The 20,059-nt window shown below is 69.9% G+C and carries 19 protein-coding genes and 1 pseudogene; 11 read left to right on the top strand and 9 right to left on the bottom strand.

The features are described from left to right. Positions 1 to 55: 55 nt before the first annotated feature. Complete coding sequence (locus AC07FJ_RS14215) at positions 56 to 859, top strand: APH(3')-V family aminoglycoside O-phosphotransferase (protein ID WP_479049497.1); 804 nt, start codon at positions 56 to 58, stop codon at positions 857 to 859. A 210-nt stretch (positions 860 to 1,069) separates the two neighbouring features. On the opposite strand, the gene AC07FJ_RS14210 is transcribed toward AC07FJ_RS14215, so the two are convergent. Then, positions 1,070 to 1,570, bottom strand: coding sequence for a hypothetical protein (locus AC07FJ_RS14210; RefSeq protein WP_479048785.1), 501 nt, complete (start codon positions 1,568 to 1,570; stop codon positions 1,070 to 1,072). 283 nt (positions 1,571 to 1,853) lie between these two features. Here AC07FJ_RS14210 and trhA point away from each other — a divergent pair, with 283 nt between their 5' ends. Then, a complete protein-coding gene (gene trhA / locus AC07FJ_RS14205) occupies positions 1,854 to 2,639 on the top strand; it encodes a PAQR family membrane homeostasis protein TrhA (RefSeq protein WP_479048783.1) in 786 nt (261 codons plus the stop codon). 63 nt (positions 2,640 to 2,702) lie between these two features. Beyond that, positions 2,703 to 3,062, top strand: a complete 360-nt coding sequence (locus tag AC07FJ_RS14200; RefSeq protein ID WP_479048781.1) for a hypothetical protein — start codon at positions 2,703 to 2,705, stop codon at positions 3,060 to 3,062. Positions 3,063 to 3,163: 101 nt separating this feature from the next. Here the strand turns inward: AC07FJ_RS14200 and AC07FJ_RS14195 are convergent, their stop codons facing one another. From AC07FJ_RS14195 to AC07FJ_RS14175, 5 genes are all read right to left on the bottom strand, one after another. After that, positions 3,164 to 3,583, bottom strand: coding sequence for a CBS domain-containing protein (locus tag AC07FJ_RS14195; protein ID WP_479048778.1), 420 nt, complete (start codon positions 3,581 to 3,583; stop codon positions 3,164 to 3,166). A gap of 51 nt (positions 3,584 to 3,634) precedes the next feature. Then, positions 3,635 to 5,131 (bottom strand): DEAD/DEAH box helicase, encoded by a 1,497-nt coding sequence (locus AC07FJ_RS14190; RefSeq protein ID WP_479048776.1) that lies wholly within the window; start codon positions 5,129 to 5,131, stop codon positions 3,635 to 3,637. Between the two features lie 330 nt (positions 5,132 to 5,461). Next, positions 5,462 to 5,665, bottom strand: a complete 204-nt coding sequence (locus AC07FJ_RS14185) for a cold-shock protein (RefSeq protein WP_010351538.1) — start codon at positions 5,663 to 5,665, stop codon at positions 5,462 to 5,464. A 335-nt stretch (positions 5,666 to 6,000) separates the two neighbouring features. Beyond that, a complete protein-coding gene (locus AC07FJ_RS14180) occupies positions 6,001 to 6,264 on the bottom strand; it encodes a hypothetical protein (RefSeq protein ID WP_479048774.1) in 264 nt (87 codons plus the stop codon). A gap of 102 nt (positions 6,265 to 6,366) precedes the next feature. Beyond that, positions 6,367 to 6,912 carry a DUF5994 family protein gene (locus AC07FJ_RS14175; RefSeq protein WP_479048772.1) on the bottom strand — a complete coding sequence of 182 codons (546 nt, stop codon included), beginning with the start codon at positions 6,910 to 6,912 and terminating at the stop codon, positions 6,367 to 6,369. 257 nt (positions 6,913 to 7,169) lie between these two features. Between AC07FJ_RS14175 and AC07FJ_RS14170 the strand changes: the two genes are divergently transcribed. The 3 genes and pseudogenes from AC07FJ_RS14170 to AC07FJ_RS14160 all read left to right on the top strand — a co-directional run bounded on the left by AC07FJ_RS14170 (position 7,170) and on the right by AC07FJ_RS14160 (position 9,664). Further along, entirely contained in the window at positions 7,170 to 7,694 is a 525-nt protein-coding gene (locus AC07FJ_RS14170; protein WP_479048770.1) for a DUF5994 family protein, read from the top strand. A gap of 284 nt (positions 7,695 to 7,978) precedes the next feature. Beyond that, positions 7,979 to 8,419, top strand: a pseudogene (locus AC07FJ_RS14165) (DUF5819 family protein); the annotation flags it as partial. Positions 8,420 to 8,650: 231 nt separating this feature from the next. Next, on the top strand, positions 8,651 to 9,664 hold the full coding sequence (locus AC07FJ_RS14160; RefSeq protein ID WP_479049495.1) for an HTTM domain-containing protein: 1,014 nt from the start codon (positions 8,651 to 8,653) through the stop codon (positions 9,662 to 9,664). A 113-nt stretch (positions 9,665 to 9,777) separates the two neighbouring features. Here AC07FJ_RS14160 and AC07FJ_RS14155 read toward each other — a convergent pair whose 3' ends face one another. Beyond that, positions 9,778 to 10,965 (bottom strand): glycosyltransferase, encoded by a 1,188-nt coding sequence (locus tag AC07FJ_RS14155; RefSeq protein WP_479048767.1) that lies wholly within the window; start codon positions 10,963 to 10,965, stop codon positions 9,778 to 9,780. Between the two features lie 1,496 nt (positions 10,966 to 12,461). On the opposite strand from AC07FJ_RS14155, the gene AC07FJ_RS14150 reads away from it, so the two are divergent. Then, the gene (locus AC07FJ_RS14150; protein WP_479048764.1) at positions 12,462 to 13,175 is read left to right on the top strand and encodes a hypothetical protein; all 714 of its coding nucleotides are present in this window, start codon (positions 12,462 to 12,464) and stop codon (positions 13,173 to 13,175) included. Between the two features lie 122 nt (positions 13,176 to 13,297). Here AC07FJ_RS14150 and AC07FJ_RS14145 read toward each other — a convergent pair whose 3' ends face one another. Then, the gene (locus AC07FJ_RS14145) at positions 13,298 to 14,215 is read right to left on the bottom strand and encodes a restriction endonuclease (protein WP_479048761.1); all 918 of its coding nucleotides are present in this window, start codon (positions 14,213 to 14,215) and stop codon (positions 13,298 to 13,300) included. A gap of 143 nt (positions 14,216 to 14,358) precedes the next feature. Continuing rightward, entirely contained in the window at positions 14,359 to 15,384 is a 1,026-nt protein-coding gene (locus tag AC07FJ_RS14140; protein WP_479049494.1) for a tetratricopeptide repeat protein, read from the bottom strand. 603 nt (positions 15,385 to 15,987) lie between these two features. Between AC07FJ_RS14140 and AC07FJ_RS14135 the strand changes: the two genes are divergently transcribed. The 4 genes from AC07FJ_RS14135 to AC07FJ_RS14120 all read left to right on the top strand — a co-directional run bounded on the left by AC07FJ_RS14135 (position 15,988) and on the right by AC07FJ_RS14120 (position 20,039). Next, a complete protein-coding gene (locus tag AC07FJ_RS14135; protein ID WP_479048758.1) occupies positions 15,988 to 16,134 on the top strand; it encodes a hypothetical protein in 147 nt (48 codons plus the stop codon). Positions 16,135 to 16,250: 116 nt separating this feature from the next. Then, positions 16,251 to 18,158 carry a nucleotidyltransferase domain-containing protein gene (locus AC07FJ_RS14130; protein WP_479048756.1) on the top strand — a complete coding sequence of 636 codons (1,908 nt, stop codon included), beginning with the start codon at positions 16,251 to 16,253 and terminating at the stop codon, positions 18,156 to 18,158. After that, on the top strand, positions 18,155 to 19,267 hold the full coding sequence (locus AC07FJ_RS14125) for a hypothetical protein (RefSeq protein ID WP_479048753.1): 1,113 nt from the start codon (positions 18,155 to 18,157) through the stop codon (positions 19,265 to 19,267). Before AC07FJ_RS14130 ends, AC07FJ_RS14125 begins: the two co-directional genes overlap by 4 nt. Next, positions 19,248 to 20,039 carry an SDR family NAD(P)-dependent oxidoreductase gene (locus AC07FJ_RS14120; RefSeq protein WP_479048751.1) on the top strand — a complete coding sequence of 264 codons (792 nt, stop codon included), beginning with the start codon at positions 19,248 to 19,250 and terminating at the stop codon, positions 20,037 to 20,039. The genes AC07FJ_RS14125 and AC07FJ_RS14120 overlap by 20 nt, the downstream gene beginning before the upstream one ends. The last annotated feature ends 20 nt before the right edge of the window (positions 20,040 to 20,059 follow it).

The raw sequence follows: 20,059 nt of genomic DNA, 5'->3' as shown, positions 1-20,059 counted from the left end.
AAACCATTCCGGCAGCCGTGAAAAGGCCCGGAACACACACTCCGCCTCTGCCATGATGCCGACCATGGAAAGCACGTTGCGCCGGAAATACCCGCACCATGAATGGCACCCCGTCAACGAAGGAGATTCGGGCGCTTTCGTTTATCACCTCACCGGTTCCGAATCCGAGCTCTACGCGAAAATCGCCCCGCGCTCCCCGGAGAACTCCGCCTTCGACCTCGCCGGCGAGGCCGACCGGCTGGAGTGGCTCCACCGGCACGGCATCCCCGTCCCCCGCATCGTCGAGCGCGGCGCCGACGACACCGGCGCCTGGCTCGTCACCGAGGCCGTCCCCGGTGTCGCGGCCGCCGAGGAGTGGCCCGAGCACCAGCGGTTCGCCGTGGTCGAGGCCATGGCGGAACTGGCCCGCACCCTGCACGAACTGCCCGTCGAGGCATGCCCCTTCGACCGCAGCCTCGCCGTGGCGGTCGCCGAGGCCCGACAGAACGTCCGCGAGGGACTGGTGGACCTCGACGACCTCCAGGAGGAGCGCACCGGCTGGACCGGTGAGCAGCTCCTGGCGGAACTCCACCGCACCCGGCCGGAGAAGGAGGACCTGGTCGTCTGCCACGGCGACCTGTGCCCCAACAACGTGCTGCTGGACCCGGAGACCTGCCGGATCACCGGCGTGATCGACGTGGGCCGCCTCGGCGTCGCCGACCGCCACGCGGACGTCGCCCTCGCCGCCCGGGAGCTGGAGATCGACGAGGACCCGTGGTTCGGCCCCGCGTACGCCGAGCGGTTCCTGGAGCGGTACGGCGCCCACCGTGTCGACAAGGACAAGATGGCCTTCTACCAGCTGCTCGACGAGTTCTTCTAAAAGGGCACCCCGGGACCACGCGGGCATCCCCCAGCGGAGGACGCCCCGCGCCGTCACGTCCCCGGCGGGGCGCCCAGGCACACCTGGGCGCCCCGCCTGCGTGGGTTCTCAGTGCGAAAGAACCGCCCCCGGGCTGTGCTGTCACGGGGCTCCACGGCGGCTCCGGTCGGTCCCGGACGGCTCGGAAACACGGACCGAGAAGCCTGGCGGTCAGACGTTCGTCCACGCGTCGAGGAAGGCTTCCCGTCCGTCGAAACCGGCCGCTTTGTGCTCCGCGTGCACGATGCGCCAAGCGGTGAGTTCGAGGTCACGGAGCCATAGTTCGCCGATGACCTGTGCCTTGAGGTCGGGCAGATGGTCGGACTCGGCGAGTGCCTGTCCGATCACCTCCCCGGCCGCCATGCGCTGGGGCGGGGTCATCTCGTCCACGGCCGAGAGGATCTGCCGGGCCAGACCGGCCCCCTCACCGGCCAGCGAACGCAGGACCAGCGTCTTGATGTTGGCGGGGAGCAGGTAGGCGGTGCCCGAGGACCTCCACAGGTCGGACCAGAAGCGTTCGCCCGCCTCGGTCGGGGCGGGGAGTGCGGCCAGCAGGCCGAGGAGGTGCGCGGTGGCGGCGTAGCCGTCGGAATGGGCCGCTGCGACCACCGCGATGTCGGCGACCCGCTCCACGTCGAGACGGCTCGCTTCCTGGTGGGGAGCCAGACCCAAGCCATGTTCCAGTTGATGGACGAGGGGGGCGGATGCGCGGGAGCGGAACTCGGGAAGCATCGGCGGTCCTTGGGCGTAGGCGAGCGGAGGGGCCCTGCTCGGGAGCCTTGATCGTGCCCATGGTGAGTCGGCGTTACACGACGTATCCAGGCCCGGTTGGAGGACGGATCACGGGGACCGGAACTCACGGGGCGGCGGAACCGGCCATGGGGCGAGTCCGGCCGGTGGCCCTGCGGGCGCCCTCCGGGACAGCCGCCGACGGGAGGCTCCCTAGCATGATCACATGGTCCCCAGTGATGCCCAGCCGTCCGAGACAGGACGGGAAGCCGCCTCGCGCGACGACACCGAAGCAGGAGGCGATCCCCCCGCACACCATGACGATGCCGGGGAGGGGTCGCACCCGGTCGCGGCCGTGGCGGACCGGGCGGCCGACCTCGTCGCGCCGATCAAACCCAAGCTGCGCGGCTGGCTCCATGCCGCGATGGTCCCCGCGTCACTGATCGCGGGCGTCGTCCTCGTCTGCCTGGCACGCACCCCGCAGGCGGTCCTGGCCTGCGCCGTCTACTGCGTCACGGCCTGGCTGTTGTTCGGGACGAGCGCGATATACCACCTGGGTACGTGGGGGCCACTCGGGGAGGCGATACTGCGCCGCCTCGACCACGCCAACATCTTCCTCATCATCGCCGGCACGTGCACACCGCTGACCGTGCTCCTCGTCCCGCCCGGCGAGCGGTCGCTCCTGCTGTGGGCCGTGTGGACGGGCGCGCTGGCCGGTGTCGCGTTCCGGGTCCTCTGGGTCGGAGCTCCCCGCTGGCTGTACACCCCGTGCTACCTGGCTCTGGGCTGGGCACCGGTGAGCTACCTGCCGGACTTCCTGCGCACGGGCGGTGCGGCCGTACTGATCCTGGTCGTGAGCGGCGGTCTCCTCTACAGCGCGGGCGCGGTGGTCTACGCGCTCCAGCGCCCCGACCCCGCACCTCGCTGGTTCGGCTTCCACGAGGTCTTCCACGCCTTGACCGTGGCAGGCTTCGCCGCGCACTACATCGCCATCTCCCTCGCCGCCTACTGACCTCGTTCACCGGCGGCACACCGCTTGAGGGGGCTGGACGGCCGGTGAATAGAATCGGCCCTCATGTCCAAGCCTGATCAGTTGCTCGTCGACATCGCTGCCAAGGTCGAGTCCGGACAGAGCAATCAGATGTCCCTGACCGTCGTCACCGGCGGGGCTGTCATCACCGGCCGGCTGGCCCCGGAAGCGGTGTGGCTGCAGCGTGTGTCGGAGGTCCTGACGGATTCGGCCCGCCTGGGCGAGTTCGCCGGCGTCTTCGGTACGTCGGCGCCGAAGGACGGCCCGCCGACCCATCTGCACTTCCACGTCGCCCGGATCCTGCAGGGCACGGTGGGGATCCCGGAGACGGGTGGGATGTACCGCGTGTCGATCGAGGATGTCAACGCCTGGACCGTGGGCGACTTCAGCTACACCGACCACTGACCAGCCGCCACCGATCCGCCGCCACGGCGGTGAGCGAGGCGGAGGGCGGGCATACGCCGGGCCCGACCGGCACGCGCCGGTCGGGCCCTCACGGAGGCGGTTCAGCGGGAGAGACTCAGGACGCCCGTGGTGCGGCCCTGCCCCTCGACCACGGGCAGCGCTCCGGTCCGACCGTGGCGCATCGCGTGCCCGGTACCGGCCACCATGGTCACGGGCGAGGCGCCCGTTCCGTGGCCGCCGAGGATGTCGTGCAGACGGATGCGGTCCGTGTACGAGGAGTCGTCGCGGGCGGCGGTGAGCTGGGCGTGGGTGACCAGACCGGTGCCCCGGCCGTCCTCGTCGCAGAGGAGCAGGTGCCCGACGCGGGCACTGGCCATGACGGACAGGGCCACCTCGACCGTCATGCCTCCCCAGACCTGCGGCCCCGCCTCGTCCACGGCCTCGCTCCCGCTCCCGCTCGCCGAAGTGCTGGTCGCCGGGGTGCTGGTCGTGGGGTGGGGATGTGCTTGCACCGGTGTCACACGTGCCTCCTGCAGGGAATGGGCGGGCGTCGACCCGCGTACGAAGAAGGTCTAGACGGCCGAGCCGGAGGCGGACCGCCGTTGGCCGGTACCGCGCATGGCCTGCGGAGGCCGGTTGCGCCGTCGGCGGGAGGCGGCGTCGCGCTTGGGGCGTTCGGCCACGGGTGCGGTGATGACGACCGGGATGCCGGAAGGAGCCTGCGCGCCGGTGATGCGGCTCAGCTCGGCCTCGCCGGAGCGGACCTGGGTGATGCGCGGGCGGATGCCCGCATCCGACATGAGGCGCACCATGCCGTTCCGCTGGTTCGGGGTGACGAGGGTGACGACGCTGCCGGACTCGCCCGCGCGGGCGGTACGGCCACCGCGGTGCAGATAGTCCTTGTGGTCGGTCGGCGGGTCGACGTTGACGACGAGATCGAGGTTGTCGACGTGAATACCGCGGGCGGCGACGTTCGTGGCGACCAGCACGGTGACGTGCCCGGTCTTGAACTGCTCCAGGGTCCGCGTGCGTTGGGGTTGCGACTTGCCGCCGTGCAGCGCGGCGGCCCGTACGCCCTCGCCCAGCAGGTCCCGGGTGAGCCGGTCGACGGCGTGCTTGGTGTCCAGGAACATGATCACGCGGCCGTCACGCGCGGCGATCTCCGTCGTGGTGGCCTGCTTGTCGGCGCCGTGCACATGCAGCACGTGGTGTTCCATCGTCGTGACCGCACCGGCCGAGGGATCCACGGAGTGCACGACGGGGTCGGACAGGTAGCGGCGGACCAGCAGGTCGACGTTGCGGTCCAGGGTGGCGGAGAACAGCATCCGCTGCCCCTCGGGACGCACGCGGTCGAGCAGCGCGGTGACCTGCGGCAGGAAGCCCATGTCCGCCATCTGGTCGGCCTCGTCCAGCACGGTGATGCCCACCTGGTCCAGCCGGCAGTCGCCGCGGTCGATGAGGTCCTTGAGCCGGCCCGGGGTCGCGACGACGACCTCGGCCCCGCTGCGCAGGGCGCCCGCCTGCCTGCCGATCGACATGCCGCCCACGACCGTGGTCAGCCGCAGTTTCAGCGACCGCGCATAGGGAGCGAGCGCGTCGGTCACCTGCTGCGCCAGCTCGCGGGTGGGGACGAGGACCAGGGCGAGCGGCTGCCGGGGCTCGGCGCGCCGGCCGGCGGTACGGGCCAGCAGCGCCAGCCCGAAGGCGAGCGTCTTGCCGGAGCCGGTGCGGCCGCGGCCCAGGACGTCACGGCCCGCGAGGGTGTTCGGCAGGGTCGCGCCCTGGATCGGGAACGGTACGGTCACGCCCTCGGCCGCGAGCGCGGCGAGCAACTGCCGGGGCATGTCGAGATCGGCGAACGCCTCGACGGCGGGCAGCGCGGGGGTGATCGTCCTGGGGAGCGCGAACTCGCCCTGCACCGCGGTGGTCCGGCGGCCGTAGCCGCCCGAGCGGCCCGCCCCGCCGGGGCCGCCGCGGGACGACGAGCCGAAGCGGCCACCCCCCTGTCCGTAGCCGGCACCGCCGTTACGGGTGCGGGAGAAGCGGTCGTTCGTGCGTGTGCGGTTCATGCGGAACCTTCCTCGATGCGGCGCATATCAAGGAATTTCCGCAGCGGATGAGCAGCACGGAGAATTGCCAGAATGGGCCTATGGGAACGCGAAAGCGAATGTGGCCGACGGAAAAAGGCGCGGCCGGAAGCGCTGGACATGGCCGGCGCGATGCGGGCGTGAAGCCGGGGCGCCGAATGCGGTGCACAACTCGGGGGTGACGGCGCAGGATGACGGCGCGGACCTCCCGGATATTCCCGGTTCCCGGGGTGAAAACCCTGCGGGAAATGCGTGCAGCTGGGGCCCGCACCCCGAAGGATGCGGGCCCCAGCTACGTCGTACGCGTCAGCGTCAGGCGGGAACGATGTTCTCCGCCGTCGGGCCCTTCTGGCCCTGCGCGATGTCGAAGGAGACCTTCTGGCCTTCGAGCAGCTCACGGAAGCCCTGGGCGGCGATGTTCGAGTAGTGGGCGAACACGTCGGGGCCGCCACCGTCCTGCTCGATGAAGCCGAAGCCCTTTTCGGCGTTGAACCACTTCACGGTACCAGTGCTCATGTCATATCTCCTTTGGGGCACATCGGGATCCGCACTGCGCGGACGCCGTGTCGCCGCGATGATTGCCCCACCGGAAAACGACCGGAAATACAAAAGTGCTCCCAGTGGCGCAGAGGCCGACTGAGGGCACTTGAAGTTTGGGAACCACAACTGCAACTGACATCGACAGTAGCACGCCGCAGCACCCGGCGGGGGGTAAATTATTTTCCCTCTGCCGTTGTACCGGAAATACTCACCGCGCGGTTCGCCAAACCCTCACCTCGCGGGAACAGATATTGCCGCACCGCGCGTAACGCTCCGGAAGCGTGTGTCCGCCCCTCGGGGCCGGTCGCGCTTCAGACCTCGTCCGTCCGCGTACGGTCGTCCTCGGACGACCGACTGGTGGCCAGCCAGGATCGCGCGGGTTCTGCCGGGTGGGTGGTGTCCACGGTCAGGTGGAGGCGGGTTCCGCCGTTCACGGTGTCGACGGGGTAGCTGCGCTGTTCCGTGGCGGCGAAGCAGCGACGGAGAACCTCCGCGACCTGCCGGGCGGTCTCGGGGGACGAGGCGATGATGCGCACGTCGGCGTGTCCGTGAGCGGGCAGTTCCGGTGAGTTCATCGTGGCCTCGTTCAACGGGAAGACCTGGGTGGGCCGGGTGTGACGTCGTCGAGCCCCGCCCACCGGGCGAACAGGGCCACGGTGATGAGGGCCGCCACGTCCTCACCTCCCTCGGGCGGCGTCCAGGAGCCCGACCGGGCCCCCACCCGCCGAGCCCGCGCCGCCGTCGGTTTCCCAGTCTTGCTCCCGGCTCCGGGCCTCCGTCCCCTCGCGGACCGAGCCCTCGTGGGCCATGAGCGTGCTGGCGGTGAGCAGGCCCCCTGGAGCGGCGGCCGCGGACATGAGCCGGGCGGCTGTGGCGGCATCGGCCTCCGGCGGGATCACCAGGAGGTCCATGCGGCCTCGGGTGTACGAGAGAAGGATCAGCTTGTGCGGGTCCTGCTCGCCGGCGAACCAGCCCACGTGCACGGTGTGCCCGGTCACGGGCACCTTGCGCGGGATCACGGGCCAGTGGGACGGGTTCACCGTGACACGGGTGACCCGGCCCCAAGGCGCGTCCAGCGCGTCCGTGAGGGCGGGGAGTTCACGGGAGAGGTCGCGGGAGCGGGGCCACCAGGCACCGTCCAGGAGACCTGCGACCGAGCCGGCCGGGACCAGTGACAGACGGGGCCGCTCATTGATGGTCGTACGTTCGATGGTCGCGGTCATGACGCGGACCTGTCTCGGGCTCGTCTTCGACGTCCCGGTGTTGTCGCTCACCGAGAACGGCGCCGGCGTCGGAGCCGGCGTGCGAAGTACTCCCGGTGCCTCCACTCTACTCCGGATGGCGGTCGGTGGATGGTCGTATGACCAGGCACTTTTCGTGAGGAGCGAGGTCTTGCGGAGAGCCGGCCGGAGTACCGTGGTGAGACGAGGTCTCACCGTTCGGCAGAAGCGCCGAACCTCCGCAGACGGGCGGACACCCCATGGCCGACTCCGACGACCCCCGCGCTTCGCATCTGCTGCCGGACGCGGTTCACCAGGCCGTGAGGCCCGGAACGGTGCTGTTGAGGCTGGAGACGACCCACACCCGCGAGGGCATTCTCGACGGCGCGTGGTGGCCGCGTTCGCGTGACATCGGCGCCGAGCTTCCCGGCCTGATCGGCGCATTGACCGAGCATCTCGGCCCGGTCACGCGGGTCGGCCTGGACACCGGCGCCTGGGAGAAGTTGCCCACCCGCCTGGTCGTCGGCGACCGGATCGTGCACATCGACTCCTTCCCCGTCGGTGACGACACCGTGCTCATCACGCGCGGTGATCGGGACCACTTCTCCCTGCTCGTGGTCCCGCCGCACGCGACGCCCGACGCGGCACGCGCCGCGATGGCCAGAGCCGTACGGGCCGACAACGTCACCGGGGCCGAACAGATCCTCATCGACACCGGAACGCGCCGAGGACACGCGATTCCCGCCGAAGAGCCGAGGCCGGGCCAGGAGGGCCCCGAAAGGTAGAGGAAGCCTTGGGCGCCGCGTCTCGCGCGGCATGGCCGGCGGTCGTGGTAGTCGACAGGCACTTCCAGGTCGGTGCCCCGTCTCCACCCGCGCCCCGCCGGCGAACGGCGGATCACTCGGCGCAGCCGCATGTACGGGGAGACACGGCCCGGGGCACCGGAAGGCCAGTGGCTGAGCGAAGGGCTCGGCGTTTCGGCGGCCTCCAGGGGGCATGCCGAGCGGCTGTTCCCGCCGGTCGGCCACGCTCTGAGGACGACGACCGCGTTCGGCATCGCCGCCCTCGGATGCTGCTCGGTGGGCGAGTCCGCTGGCGTGCCCTGTTGCCCGGCGCGGTGGCGACGGTCGTGGCGTCTGCGAATGCCCTCTCGCAGCGGTACAGCAAGCAGATTAACGCGTGGGTCTACCCCGTCTTCGAGCAGAACTGGCGACTGTTCGCACCCGATCCGGAATCGGTCAATCGGCAGATCTCGGCGAGGACCATGCGGACCGCCCCGGACGGCACCACGCAGGTGAGCGGCTGGTTCGATCTGAGCGGCGTGGACAGTTCAGCGATCGAGCACAATCCCTTCCCGAGCCATACGACGCAGAACATGCTGCGCCGGGCCTGGAGCTCGTACCTCGAAACGCTCGGCGGCGACGACCGGCCGCGGTCGGAGCGGGCCGTGATGATCCAGCGGTACCTGCGCAACATCGCGGCGGATCGCGTCGCCGACCGGCGCGGCGGTGCCTTCGACTCCATCCAACTGCGGGTCGTCACGCTGCCCGTCGGCGCTCCCGGTCCGGCTGGGAGCAGCCGTCCGGCCGCAGCCGCGCCCACACCCGTTACCTGCCGTGGTGGAAGGTGGCCCCCCATGGCACCGACTGAGCCGACCGCGATCCCGGTCCGGACACCGGTCACGACGAAGACGCCCGCGCCGTCGACGTGCGACACCGAACGAGCGGGCGGACGCACGGTGATGCAGTGGGGGCTCGACCGTCTTGCCGCGTTCTTCACCCTCCTGATTGAGCGGCCGGTCTCCCTGTACGCGGCGGCGGTACTGCGCATCGGCTACGGCTTGCTCTACCTCGTCTTCCTGCTGCGCGAGTTCCCGCACCGTGACGAGATCTGGGGTCCCGGCTCACCGTGGACTCCCACGCTGGCGAGGCAGCTCTTCGACCAGACGGGCTGGGTCAGCATCCTCACCCTGTCCGACAGCCGCGCGTACTTCGAGATCTGTTACGCGGCGGCCGTCGTCACGGCCGCGCTGTTCATGCTCGGGTGGCGTACCAGAGCGGTGTCCGTGCTGTTCGCCGTCGTGGTGGCGTCATTCCACGCCAGGGCGATCTTCATGACGGACGGCGGGGACAATCTGATCCTCCTCATGGCCGTCTATCTCGCCTTCACCGCCTGCGGCCGGCGCTGGTCCCTCGATGCCCGCAGGGCTCGGCTCCGGTCGGGCGCGCGGCCGGAGCTCCAGCGGCGACTCGGCGACGCTCGTCCGAGCGTGGTCACCGTCCTGCACAACTGCGGGATGTTCGTCATCGCGGCCCAGGTCTGCTTCCTCTACGGATCGGCGGGCCTGTACAAAGTGCAGGGCGGGACTTGGGGCAACGGGACCGCCCTCCACTACGCCCTGAATCTCCACCTGTTCCAGCCCTGGCCCGTGCTCTCCCGGATGGCCGACGACCACGTGCTCCTGATCGCGGTCGCCTGCTACCTGACGGTGCTGTTGCAGGTCGGTTTCCCCTTCGTCCTCTTCGGCAGGCTCAAGTACCCGGTCCTCGGCATGCTGTTGACCATGCCCGTGGGTATCGCTGTGCTCATGGGCTTGCCGCTCTTCTCCGCCGCGATGATCGTCGCCGACGCGGTGTTCCTTCCGGACCGCTTCTACCGCGCTCTAGGGGCACGGTGCCGACGTGCGTTCCGCCGTACGGGTGCACCCGGTCCGGAACCGGGACTCGTACCAGCACAGCCCGGACCGGTGGCCTGAGGAGTCGACCGGCTCGTGCAGGCTGAGGGGGAGAAGGCATCGGGCACGCAACGGGTACGCCGACCTTGACCTGTTCCCGGACAACGAAAAGCCTCGGGCCGCGTCGGCGACCGTCACCGCGGGATCGGGGCTGACGAGCCGACGGCGTCGAGCAGCAGCCGCGCGGCGACCATCGCCCCATCGGTACGGACGGTGCCGGCCACGGCGATCGCGCGGGCGCGGGTCCCGGGGGCTAGGGCCGCCTGGAGCGCGGCCGACAGGGACTCGGTGGTCGGAGCCGGACCGTCGTGTGCGGCTCCGATGCCCAGCTCGGCCACTCGGCCGGCCCAGTAGGGCTGGTCCGCCCCCTGGGGCACCACCACCTGGGGCACACCGGCCTGCGCGGCGGTGGTCGTGGTGCCCGCGCTGCCGTGGTGCACGACCGCAGCCACCCGGCGGAACAGTGCTTGCTGGTTGACCTCTCCGACGGCGAAGCAGTCGTCCTGGTCGTCGATCGGGTCGAGCCCGGCCCAGCCGCGCGAGATGATCACGCGGCGGCCCTGCGCCCGGATCGCCTCGACGGCCGCTCGGGCGACGTCCTTCGCAGCGCCCAGGGGCGTGCTGCCGAAGCCCACGTACACCGGCGCCGTCCCGGCCTCCAGGAACGCCACCAGATCGGCTGGGAGAGGGCGTTCGTCCGCCCCCAGCCACGCACCGGTCTGCACCACACCGAGCTTCGTCGGCCGCCACGGGCTCAGGACCGGGTCCGTGGCCAACCACGGGCTGTCGGTGAAGGCGTAGTCACGGACGTTGTCCACCGCCGGCAGGCCGACCGCCGCGCGACGGGAGTTGAGGGCCTCACCGAACATCTCGTTCGCGTTCCGGGCGTCCACCTCCCACAGCTCCAGGTTGTCGCTCACCCCCGGCGGCAACGGCCGACCGCGCCGCGCGGGCGGCGGCTGGTGCGGCGACGGCAGGCTGACCGGCGTGTGACTCGCGTGCACGTAGCGGATGCCGAGCTTCTCGGCCACCGACCGCGCGGCGGACGTGACCGGCAGCGGCCCGGTCGCCACCAGCGCGTCACATCCCTCCGCCACCTCGGCCATCGTGCCGAACTGCGCGTCCATCAAAGCGGCCATACGCTGCGCCAGCCCCGCCGCCGACCCCGGAACCACCGTGGTCACCAGCGGGCGCACCGGTGCGCCAACCGGCACCAGCGGCACCCCGACAGCCGCGAACAACTCGACGAACTCCTCGTCCGGCGGCGCGCACACCCGTACCTCCGCGCCCAGCTCCCGCAGCCCCACCGCGAGCCCCACCATCGGCCCAACGCTCCCGCGCGCCCCGTACGTCGACAACAACACACGCACTTCGCAACCCCCGTGACCTCGTGTTCCCTGCTTAGGCCGGCGATTCTGCGGCACCCCGGGGGCCTTGCCGCAAGCCCCCCGGCGCGCTATATCTTGATCATGGCAAGCGGCGGTCGCCCCCCGCGCCGCCCCCGGTGAGTGCGCCACGGAAGCCGTAGCTTCCGCAATGGGCCCGGGCTTCGCCGACAGATCTGAGGCAACCGTCGATCACATCGCCGCGGACGGGGCCTTTCGAAGGCCATGTCGTGCGCGGTCGAGGTGGTCGAAGTCGTCATGGCACGCCGCCCCACATGGGCCTGGACAGCAAACAAGGCCCCGGTCACCGACCAGGGCCTTCTGCGTGGAGCGGCTGACGGGAATCGAACCCGCGCTCTGAGCTTGGGAATCACCGCCACCCATGCCGCCCGCACTGCTTCTGACCTGCGGATACACCTCTTTGCCCAGCCTGTGGTGAGGCGCCGTCTATACCCGTGGTGACCGTTGTTCACCGTTCGGTGGGACACGGATGGGGCACACCGGAACGAGGTTGCCGTGCACGTTGGACGGGGGCCATCCAATGGGTCCTAGACAGCCCTCGGGAGGGTGTTCGGTGGGGCTTTCCGGAGGGGCAGTTCCAGGAGCCGTCGTGGACCTCGCGGGCCTCGGGGGAGCGATGGGGCCGACGACCGGGAGGTCGCGCTGGCCGGCCCTGAAGACATTGCGGAAGGGGAAGGTCATGGTGCGGGTTTCGTCGTTGGTGCCGATCACGGCCAGCAGCTCGTCCCTGCCGAGTGCGTACACGACGCGGCCGCCCGAATCTCGACGACACCTTCCTCGCCGACCTCCCCGACGAACGCCTCGCCACTGATGACCGCGCAGCCGGAAACGACGAAGCCCCAGGTCGGCTGACCTGGGGCTTCGTTCAAGAGCGGATGACGGGAATCGAGCCGGCTGTGCTAGCAAGGCCCTTGCTCCGCGCCATGCCTGTTCTCCGCGTCGTCAAGGAGGTTCGCCGGGTGCTGCCTTGTGTTGCGACGCAACCGCTTCCGCAGCAGAGCGCCCGCGGCCACCACAGCCATGGCTGCGAGTGACCCCAGCGCTTCGGCAATCGCACCTTCACTGACTGCGGTCCAGGAAACCCTCAACACAGCGCCTCCTTCAGGTCGTTCGACGTATCCGTTCCAGCGTGTGCCGTCCGGGGGCTCCCAAGACGCTGATGGACGGGGCCTGGCAACGTCGGACAGAATCGGACGGATTCTGACGGCGAGGGACACAGGGGGAGAGCGTGGCGCGTTTGAAGAGGCCGGACCTGCCTTTCGGCCCGCTCCGTGACCTCAACGACGCTCTGCACGACCTGCACCAGCGCGCCGGGCTACCTTCGGTTCGCGACCTCGCCAGAAGCGTCGGTGCCGGGGTGGCCAGCAGAAGCCGCATCCACGACGCGTTTACTGGCAGTCGGCTTCCGTCTCGTGCAGCTGCTGGCTCGTGCACTTGCGCAGACGGTGCCAGCTGGTGACACCGCCAGGGAGGAGAAAGACCTTCACGCCCTGTGGCTGATCGCCTCGGGTGCGGCCCACATCGATCACCTGATTGAAGAACCCACGGATCCATACCTCGCCGTAGGAGCACGTGCCATTCTCGCCATGAGGGTTGAGTGGGAGAGTCCAACTATGGTGGAGATTGGCGAGCGCCGTCTTCTTCGCCAGTACGTGACCAGCGCTCTTCAGGACACCGGCTACCAAGATGCTGCTATTTATCGGCACGATGGCAGTGCTGGCAGCACAGTCGCCTTGGCCCCCACCAGGGAGCGTCCGTCCCTCACGGCAGCGACGTTCTTGGCGTCAGTGGACTTCGAGCATCGCAGGCGAACCGAAAAGATGCGATTCATGGCTCACCTCACACATTCCGTGGGTAGTTCAACGCAAGCCGGAGTGGAGGTTGAGCAGGCCGTCGCAGAGCTCGAGTCCTTCTGCTCCTCGCCACTTATCGAGCCGCACTGGCCTAAGGGGGCAGAGATTCCTATGCATAGTCGCGACCGTCCAGTCTCCGCCATTGTGCACGGCATGGATGCTGACCAGATCGGCGGCTTCTGGGGTGGATGGGAATTGGTGCAGGTCGCTCTGCGCCCCGGCTTTAGCCCCGTCAACTTCTGGTTGCGAGAGCATGCAGAGACGCCGTTCTAGCAGGCGGACGCAGGGGGCTGAGTGTTGCTGGGAGGCTTCACCAACCCGACCCACGGAGTCTCGGCACCAACTTTTCAGACGTATGGCATGGGGCTTTAAATAGGCCATGCGAGGCTGGCGGCCTAGATGTAGCTGGGGACGCTCTCGTAGTACCGGTAGTGGTCTGCGTCGTAGGCGTCGTGACCCCGGTTGACCTTTCTGAAGGTGATCTCGAAGTTGTCGTATTGTCCGTCATCAAAGGAGACGCCATCGTCGCCAAGCCGCTGGCGCAACGTGTACTCATTCATCGGCGGCTCGATCTCCTCGTGCTGCCAACTTCGATATCCGTGCAAGTAGTCGACGTACCAGACGAACCCGCCGTGCTTGTCGTCGTAGAAGACACCTCGGGGGCGAATTTCGTGACCAACGGGCAATGCGATCGAGGCGACTCTGTCCAGACGTTCGTCGATCCATTTGAGTGGGAATCCGACTGCGCTTCCGTGTCGGTTGGCGACACGGAGGTAGAAGCCGCGGGTGATTCCGATGAAACGGTTGGGCTCGCTGGTGGCGAAGACTTTCCACCCGCTGGCTTCGGCGCTCACCGGGAAGAACCGCTGGGCCACCGCCCAACCTCGGGGAGTGGCGAGCATGCGTTCGAGTTCCACTCCATCCCACACGTGGGTGTGCACGCCCTTGGTTCGCTCGATCGATTCCAGTCTGGACACCAGGGCGCTTGAGGGTTGGGTGGAGCAGACGAGGAGGAAGCCGTCGGCGTCGTGCTGTGCAACGGCGTCCACGATGCCGCCGATACTGCCTACGTCTTCACCGTTGACCGAGCGCCCTGCACCATCCTTGGCATGCGCCATGTGCTTGCACGAGATCACCCATTTCCGTGTCTTCGCTCCCAGCAGGGCATCCCCCGGTTCTTCCAGGAGAAGGTCACGTCCGCCGTCCGCTCCCCGGCCGGACCACTTGGCCCTGTAGCCGAGAGCCAGTGCCAGCTCTCGGACTAGTTGCTCCAGGCCCTCGCCGTCCGGCGCCAACTCGTGAAAGTCGAGCATGGTGATCCCTGTCAGTGAAGTGCGGTTTCGGTCCGCGTGGTGCATGCGCCCCGCACCGACTGGTCGGTTGACCTCAGGTGGTGCCGGGCCAATTGGCTGAAGAACAGGCTTATCACCCGCTACTGACAGAGCTGACACCGAGATCAGCTTGAGATGCGCGCTGCCTGCTCGCGGAGTTCCTGGGCTTCTGGAACTCCGGTGTACCGGCGTAGGCGGACACGCATGTCCTGGAGTGCGGCCTGGACCTTCACCGAGCGGATGCCGTCGGCGCAGTCGAGGAAGTCGCGCCAGGTGGCCAGGGCTCCGTCTACGTCGCCTTGGCGGAGGCGGACACCGCCGAGGTCGGCAAGGACGATGGCGCGGGTGCGGCGGCGGTCGAGGCCGTGGATGTCGAGGGCGAGGTGGAGCTGTTCCTCGGCGGCGTTGAGGTCGCCGAGGCGGGCGAGGATCATGCCTGATTCGTGGGCCCAGCGGCCGGGGGAGTAGTGGGCGGCCCAGGAGTCGCCAGCTGTGGCAGCCGGCTTGCCGATGGCGGTCTCGGAAATGGCGAGGTGCTTGGTGGCCATGCGGCGGTCGTCGTCCTGAGCAGCGGCGTTGGCGAGGGTGGCCTCGTAGTAGGCGACGGCGCGCGGGTTGTCGATGTGGCGGCCGTAGTCCACGCAGGCTTCGCCGAGCTGGACGGCCTCGGCCCGGTAGCCGAGGTCGACGCACTGCACGGCGAGGCCGCGGAGAGCCGTCGCCGACAGCTCCGGATCGCCGGCCTCGGCGGCCAGGCGGAAGGAGTGGGCGTAGTAGCGCTGGGCGAGTCCGCGCAGTTCGGGTGTGTCGCCTTCATCCTGGGCCATCCAGCCGGCGAGGTGGACGAGCTGGGACGTGGCCGCGAACAGGTCGCGGCCGGTGGCTTCGGTGAAGCGGCCCTCAAGCCAGGGGGCTACGTCCTGGGTGAGGTAGCGGACAGCCAGGTGGCGAGCGTGCCCGCCGCCGAGTTCGGAGGCGGAGTCGCCGAGGGCCTTGACCATGTGGCGTACGGCGGCCACCTCGCCCTGGCCGACGCGGACGGCACCGGGAACGACAGTCTTGGTCCGGCGGGTGATGCTGTCCATGTCGGGCAGGCCGAGTGCGGACAGCGCGTATCCGCTGGAGGCGAGGATGAACTCCCGGCGTTCCACGTCGCTCCTTCCCAGGTGCAGGACTGATGCCACGGTATCGGTGTGGAGTGCCGCAGGCATGGGCTCCGGGAGGTTGATCGCCTCCGGGTCCAGTGCCAGCACCTGCGCGATGTAGGGCCACCAGTGGCCGGGTGTCCGTTCGCCCTCGATCCACCGCCGGGCGTGCTGGCGCTGCAGGCGGCGCGGGTCACCGCATTCGGCGAGGCCGAGTGCGCGTGCCAACTCCGAAGGCCCCCAGCCACGTTCCTGGCAGGCCCGCTTGATTAGTTCCGCGACGGCCGGGTTCCTCGGCACCCCGTCATCCTCCCCACCTGGATTACGCGGGATTACGCAGGACTACATCCTGGGCCCTGTCCCAGGAGCGCGGCCCGCCGTTCACTGAACATCACCCCGCAGATCTCCGAATGACTCCAACAGGCCCTGTCCAGGGCCTGTTGGAGCCTGCCCAGACACGTGAGAGGACCCGAGAACGGCGATGCCCACGGACAGCGCACGAACCCGCACGATCCCGCCTCCGCGACAGCCCGATGCGGCACAGCACCCCGACGTCCGAGAGGCGACCCAGTGAGCCGCTCCCCCTTATCCGACCCGTTGGAGACGGCCTTGAGCTGGATCTGGGCCGTCGGTACGGCTGCTGGTCTCACCACGGTCGGCGTTCTGGCCCATACCGAGCACTCCTCCGTCCAGAGCTCGCTGGCGATCCCTGCCCTCAGCGCCGAGGACATTCCGCTGGCCGACGGCCCCGGATAGACCCTCGGCCTCGGTCTGTCCTCCCGGCCGGAGCCGGAGTCCATCTCACTGCCGCAGGCCGTCCACGGAGCCTCACCGGCGCACTCGCCCTCCGCATCCCCAGTGAAGGGAAGCCGATGTCCAGTTCGTACAGCAGCGACACGTACCCCCTCCCCGTGTCGGTCGCCTTCAGCGGCCCCGACAACACCGGGAAGACCAAGCAGATCGGAATCCTCGCCCGGCGCATGGGCTCGGCCGCGACCTCTGCGGGCCCACTCGACCGCTACGACCCGCGCTGGGCCGCCATCAAGGCCGGCGGCATGGCCCGCTGGTGGTTCGAGACCGGCCCGGTCGAGGAGGTCACCGACGTCCTCGCCACCTCCTACCTGGAACGCTCCCGGCACCCCTTCTCCGCACCCGTGCGCCTGCTGGACCGGGGCATCCCGATGCTGGAGGCGTCCGTCGCCGCCACGATCGCCGTACGGGAGGACCTGGACGCCGAGCAGGCGGTGGACCGGGCCCGACTTCTGCTGGCCCCGTACGAGACCGACCTGCGGGCCGCCGAGGAGGACGAGCACGCCCTCGTCCTCCTGCACTGCGACGACCCGGAGGAAGGCACCCGCCGGAGCCTGGCCCACGAGGCGACCGTCACCGACACCTACGCGGCGTACCAGCGCTACCTCCACGTGCAGATACACCGGCTCGTCGAAGACGGACGCTTCCCGATGGCGATCCACATCGGCGATCGGCCCACCGTCGCCATCCAGGACGAGGTGCGCCGACTCCTGGCACCGCTGCACCCGGACGTGCCCGGCAGGGCTCTGGCAGGAGTGCACGTCATCGCGCTCGGGGGCATGTCGGAGAGCGGCAAGAGCACGGCCGGCGAGTACCTGCGCACCCAGCACGGCCACGCCCGCCTCAAGATCGGGTACCTCATCGAGGACGCGGCCGGCCGGGCCGGGATCCACGACCCGTACCGGCTGGGCTCGATCGTGCAGGCTGAGCTGATCGTGGACGCGCTGGACCGCTTCTGCCAGGCCCACCACTTCCTCGACTCCGTCAGCATTGAGTCGCTGCACGACGTCGACTCGACCGCCGAACTCGCCAGGATGCTCGGGCCCCAGCTCACCATCGCCTACCTGGACGCCTCCGAGGCCACCCGCATGCGGCGGGGCACCGCTGGGGCCCAGGACGTCTCCGAGCGCGACCTCGTCAAACGCGCACGGGGCGCGGACAAGATCGTCTCCATCGCGCACGAGGTCATCGGCAACGACGGGCCGCGCCTGTGGCTGGAGCGGAGGCTGGACCGGATCGCTCTCGACCGCCGCTGGCCGGAGCACCAGCCCTTCACCATGCCGGTCAACGCGCTCGGACTCCCCGTGCACCTGGAGTCCTACCTGGCCGAGTTCCTCGACCACACCACCGGCCTGCGCCCGCTGATCGACCTGCTGGTCGTCACCGGCAGCGGCGCCCGGGGCAAGTACCAGCACGGCTGGAGCGACCTCGACGTCCTGGTCGTGGCCGACACCTCCTCCCTCGACGAGCTGCGCCAGATCCTCGCGGACCTGGAGACAGAACTCGGCGGGGTCAAACTGGGCATCACCCTCCTGACCCGGGCCGAGTGCCGGGCCGGCGCCGTCACCTCCCGCCTCCTCCACGTCCTCGCGCTCATCGGCAGTGGGGCGCTTGTCCCCCTGTGGGCCACCCCTGGCCTGGCCCTTCCCGCTCCGGACGCGGCCACCGACGTCACCGTGAGCTTGCGTGACGGCGTCCAGGCCGCCATCGAGATCCGCCGCCAGCTCCTCAAGGGGACCCCAGACCTTCGCGCGCTGTACAAGGTCACCGCGCTCCTCGCGAAGATCCAGCTCCGCTTCAGCGGGATCGAGTGCCCCTCCGACAGCGACGCCCTCACCGTCCTCCTCGACGCCGGACGGCAGGACACGAGCCTGGCCGCCACAGCCCGCACCGAGCGCCCCGCCGCCGAAGCGCTCGCCCGCCTCGTTCTCCAGGCGTGGCTGGACACCCTCCCCGGGGAGACGCGGTGAGTGCCCGACGGCTGGCGACGCCAGCGGGCGCCTTCCACAAGCCGGTGGCGACCCGCGAGCAGGCCGAGGCCGAGGCGAAGGGATGGGCACGGCTCGCCTCCCGTATCGCGGTCCCGGCCCTCCACGGGCAGATCGCGTTGCCGGACAGACAGCTCCTCGCCTACGAGGACGTCTTCGCCACCGGCCGGTGTGAGCTGCTCCTGGGCGACGTGATCGCCCTCGCCGACCGCGACCCGGCCGTGCAGCCCCGACTCGACCGGCTCGTGGATGGCGTCTGCGCCGACCTGCGGGCCGCGGCCGAGGAGACCGGGAAGACCGTGCCGCTGGCCGAGTGCGTCCCGGACCTCTACCTCGACCGCGTCCGCCCCGGTGGCCGGCTGGACCGCTGGTACCTGCGCCGTGACCTGCCGCTCGCCCTGCCCCACACCGATACGACCCTCACCCTCCGGGAACTGGCCGACTTCACCCTCACCGCCAACGGCCGGCCGCTGACGCTGAACGTCGCCGACACCATCGACCGCCTCCGCCACGGCCTCGCCCCCGACCGCCGTCGGCTCGCCGGTCTGACACAGGGCGACCCCACGGAACCCAACATCGCCGACCCGCTGTGCTGGCTCGACTTCGAGTGCGCCGGCCGCAACACCGTCGCGGGCGAGACCGCCAACCTGCTCTGGTACCTGATGGCCCTGGGCGGCTGGCTCGTCCCCCACTACCAGCCCGACGTGTACGCCCGCACCCTCCGCCTCGCCCTGCCGCCCCTGACCCGCCCGCGCGTCGAGCACCTGGAACTGCACCGGAGCAGCCGGCACATCGACGTCCGGTACTCCTGGAACACCGGCCCCGGCCGCGGTGCGGCCATTACCCGGGCCCTGGACGGCCTCCGCGGCGAGAACGACAACGGCGGGGAAGAGATCCGGCCCTTCCTCGCCCTGCGCATCCTCGGCGTCATCCCGCCCGCCCGGCTGACCGGACACGACCTCCTGCTCGTCCTGATCAAGCTCGCCGAGAGCCAGGACCCGCACACGACGCTCGACACCTTCTTCACCACCACACCGGCCTCGCACCTCCACCCTGGTGAACGGAGCAGCAATGTCCCTGCCCCTGCTTGAGTCTCCCCTCCAGGCCCGGCCGCTCCAGGGCCGCAACGCCCTCGTCACCGGCGGGGCCACCGGCATCGGCGCCGAGATCGGGCGGGCGCTCGCCGCCGCCGGCGCGACCGTCGCGGTTAACCACCTCGGCCAGGACCCCGACGCCCACGCCCTTCTCGCCACCTTCGAACGCGCGGGCAGCCCCGGGATCGCGGTCAACGCAGACCTGACTGACCCGGGCGCCGTCCACACCATGGCCGACCTCGTCCGCGCCGAGATCGGCCCCGTCGACATCCTGGTCAACAACGCCGGCTCCTACCCCCGCGTCGCCTGGCAGGACACCGACGAGACCGCCTGGAACTACTCCCTCGACGTGAACCTCACCGCCCACTACCGCACCTGCCACGCGCTGACCCCCGGCATGATCGAACGCCGCTGGGGCCGGATCGTGAATATCGGCAGCGTCAACGCCCGCGCCGGCCGGACGAACCTCGTCGCGTACAGCACCGCGAAGGCCGGGCTGCTTGGCCTGACCCGCTCCCTCGCCCGCGAACTGGGCCCGTACGGGATCTGCGTCAATACGGTCCTGCCCGGGGCCATCCAGGTCGAGGCAGAGAACGCGATCCCCGCCCGGCACCGCGCGCGGCCGGAGGACCAGATCAAGCGCCAGTGCGTGCCGCGCCGGGGCCGGCCCGAGGACGTCGCCGCCCTGGTGGCGTTTCTCGCGGGCCCCTCCGCCTCGTTCATCACGGGGCAGTCCGTCCACGTCGACGGCGGCTGGCTGCTGCACTGAGACCGTCAACAAGCAAGGAG

Source organism: Streptomyces sp. NPDC045998 (assembly GCF_056430285.1).
Note: the sequence above shows the minus strand (reverse complement) of the source record. Positions and strands in the feature narration are given on the sequence as shown.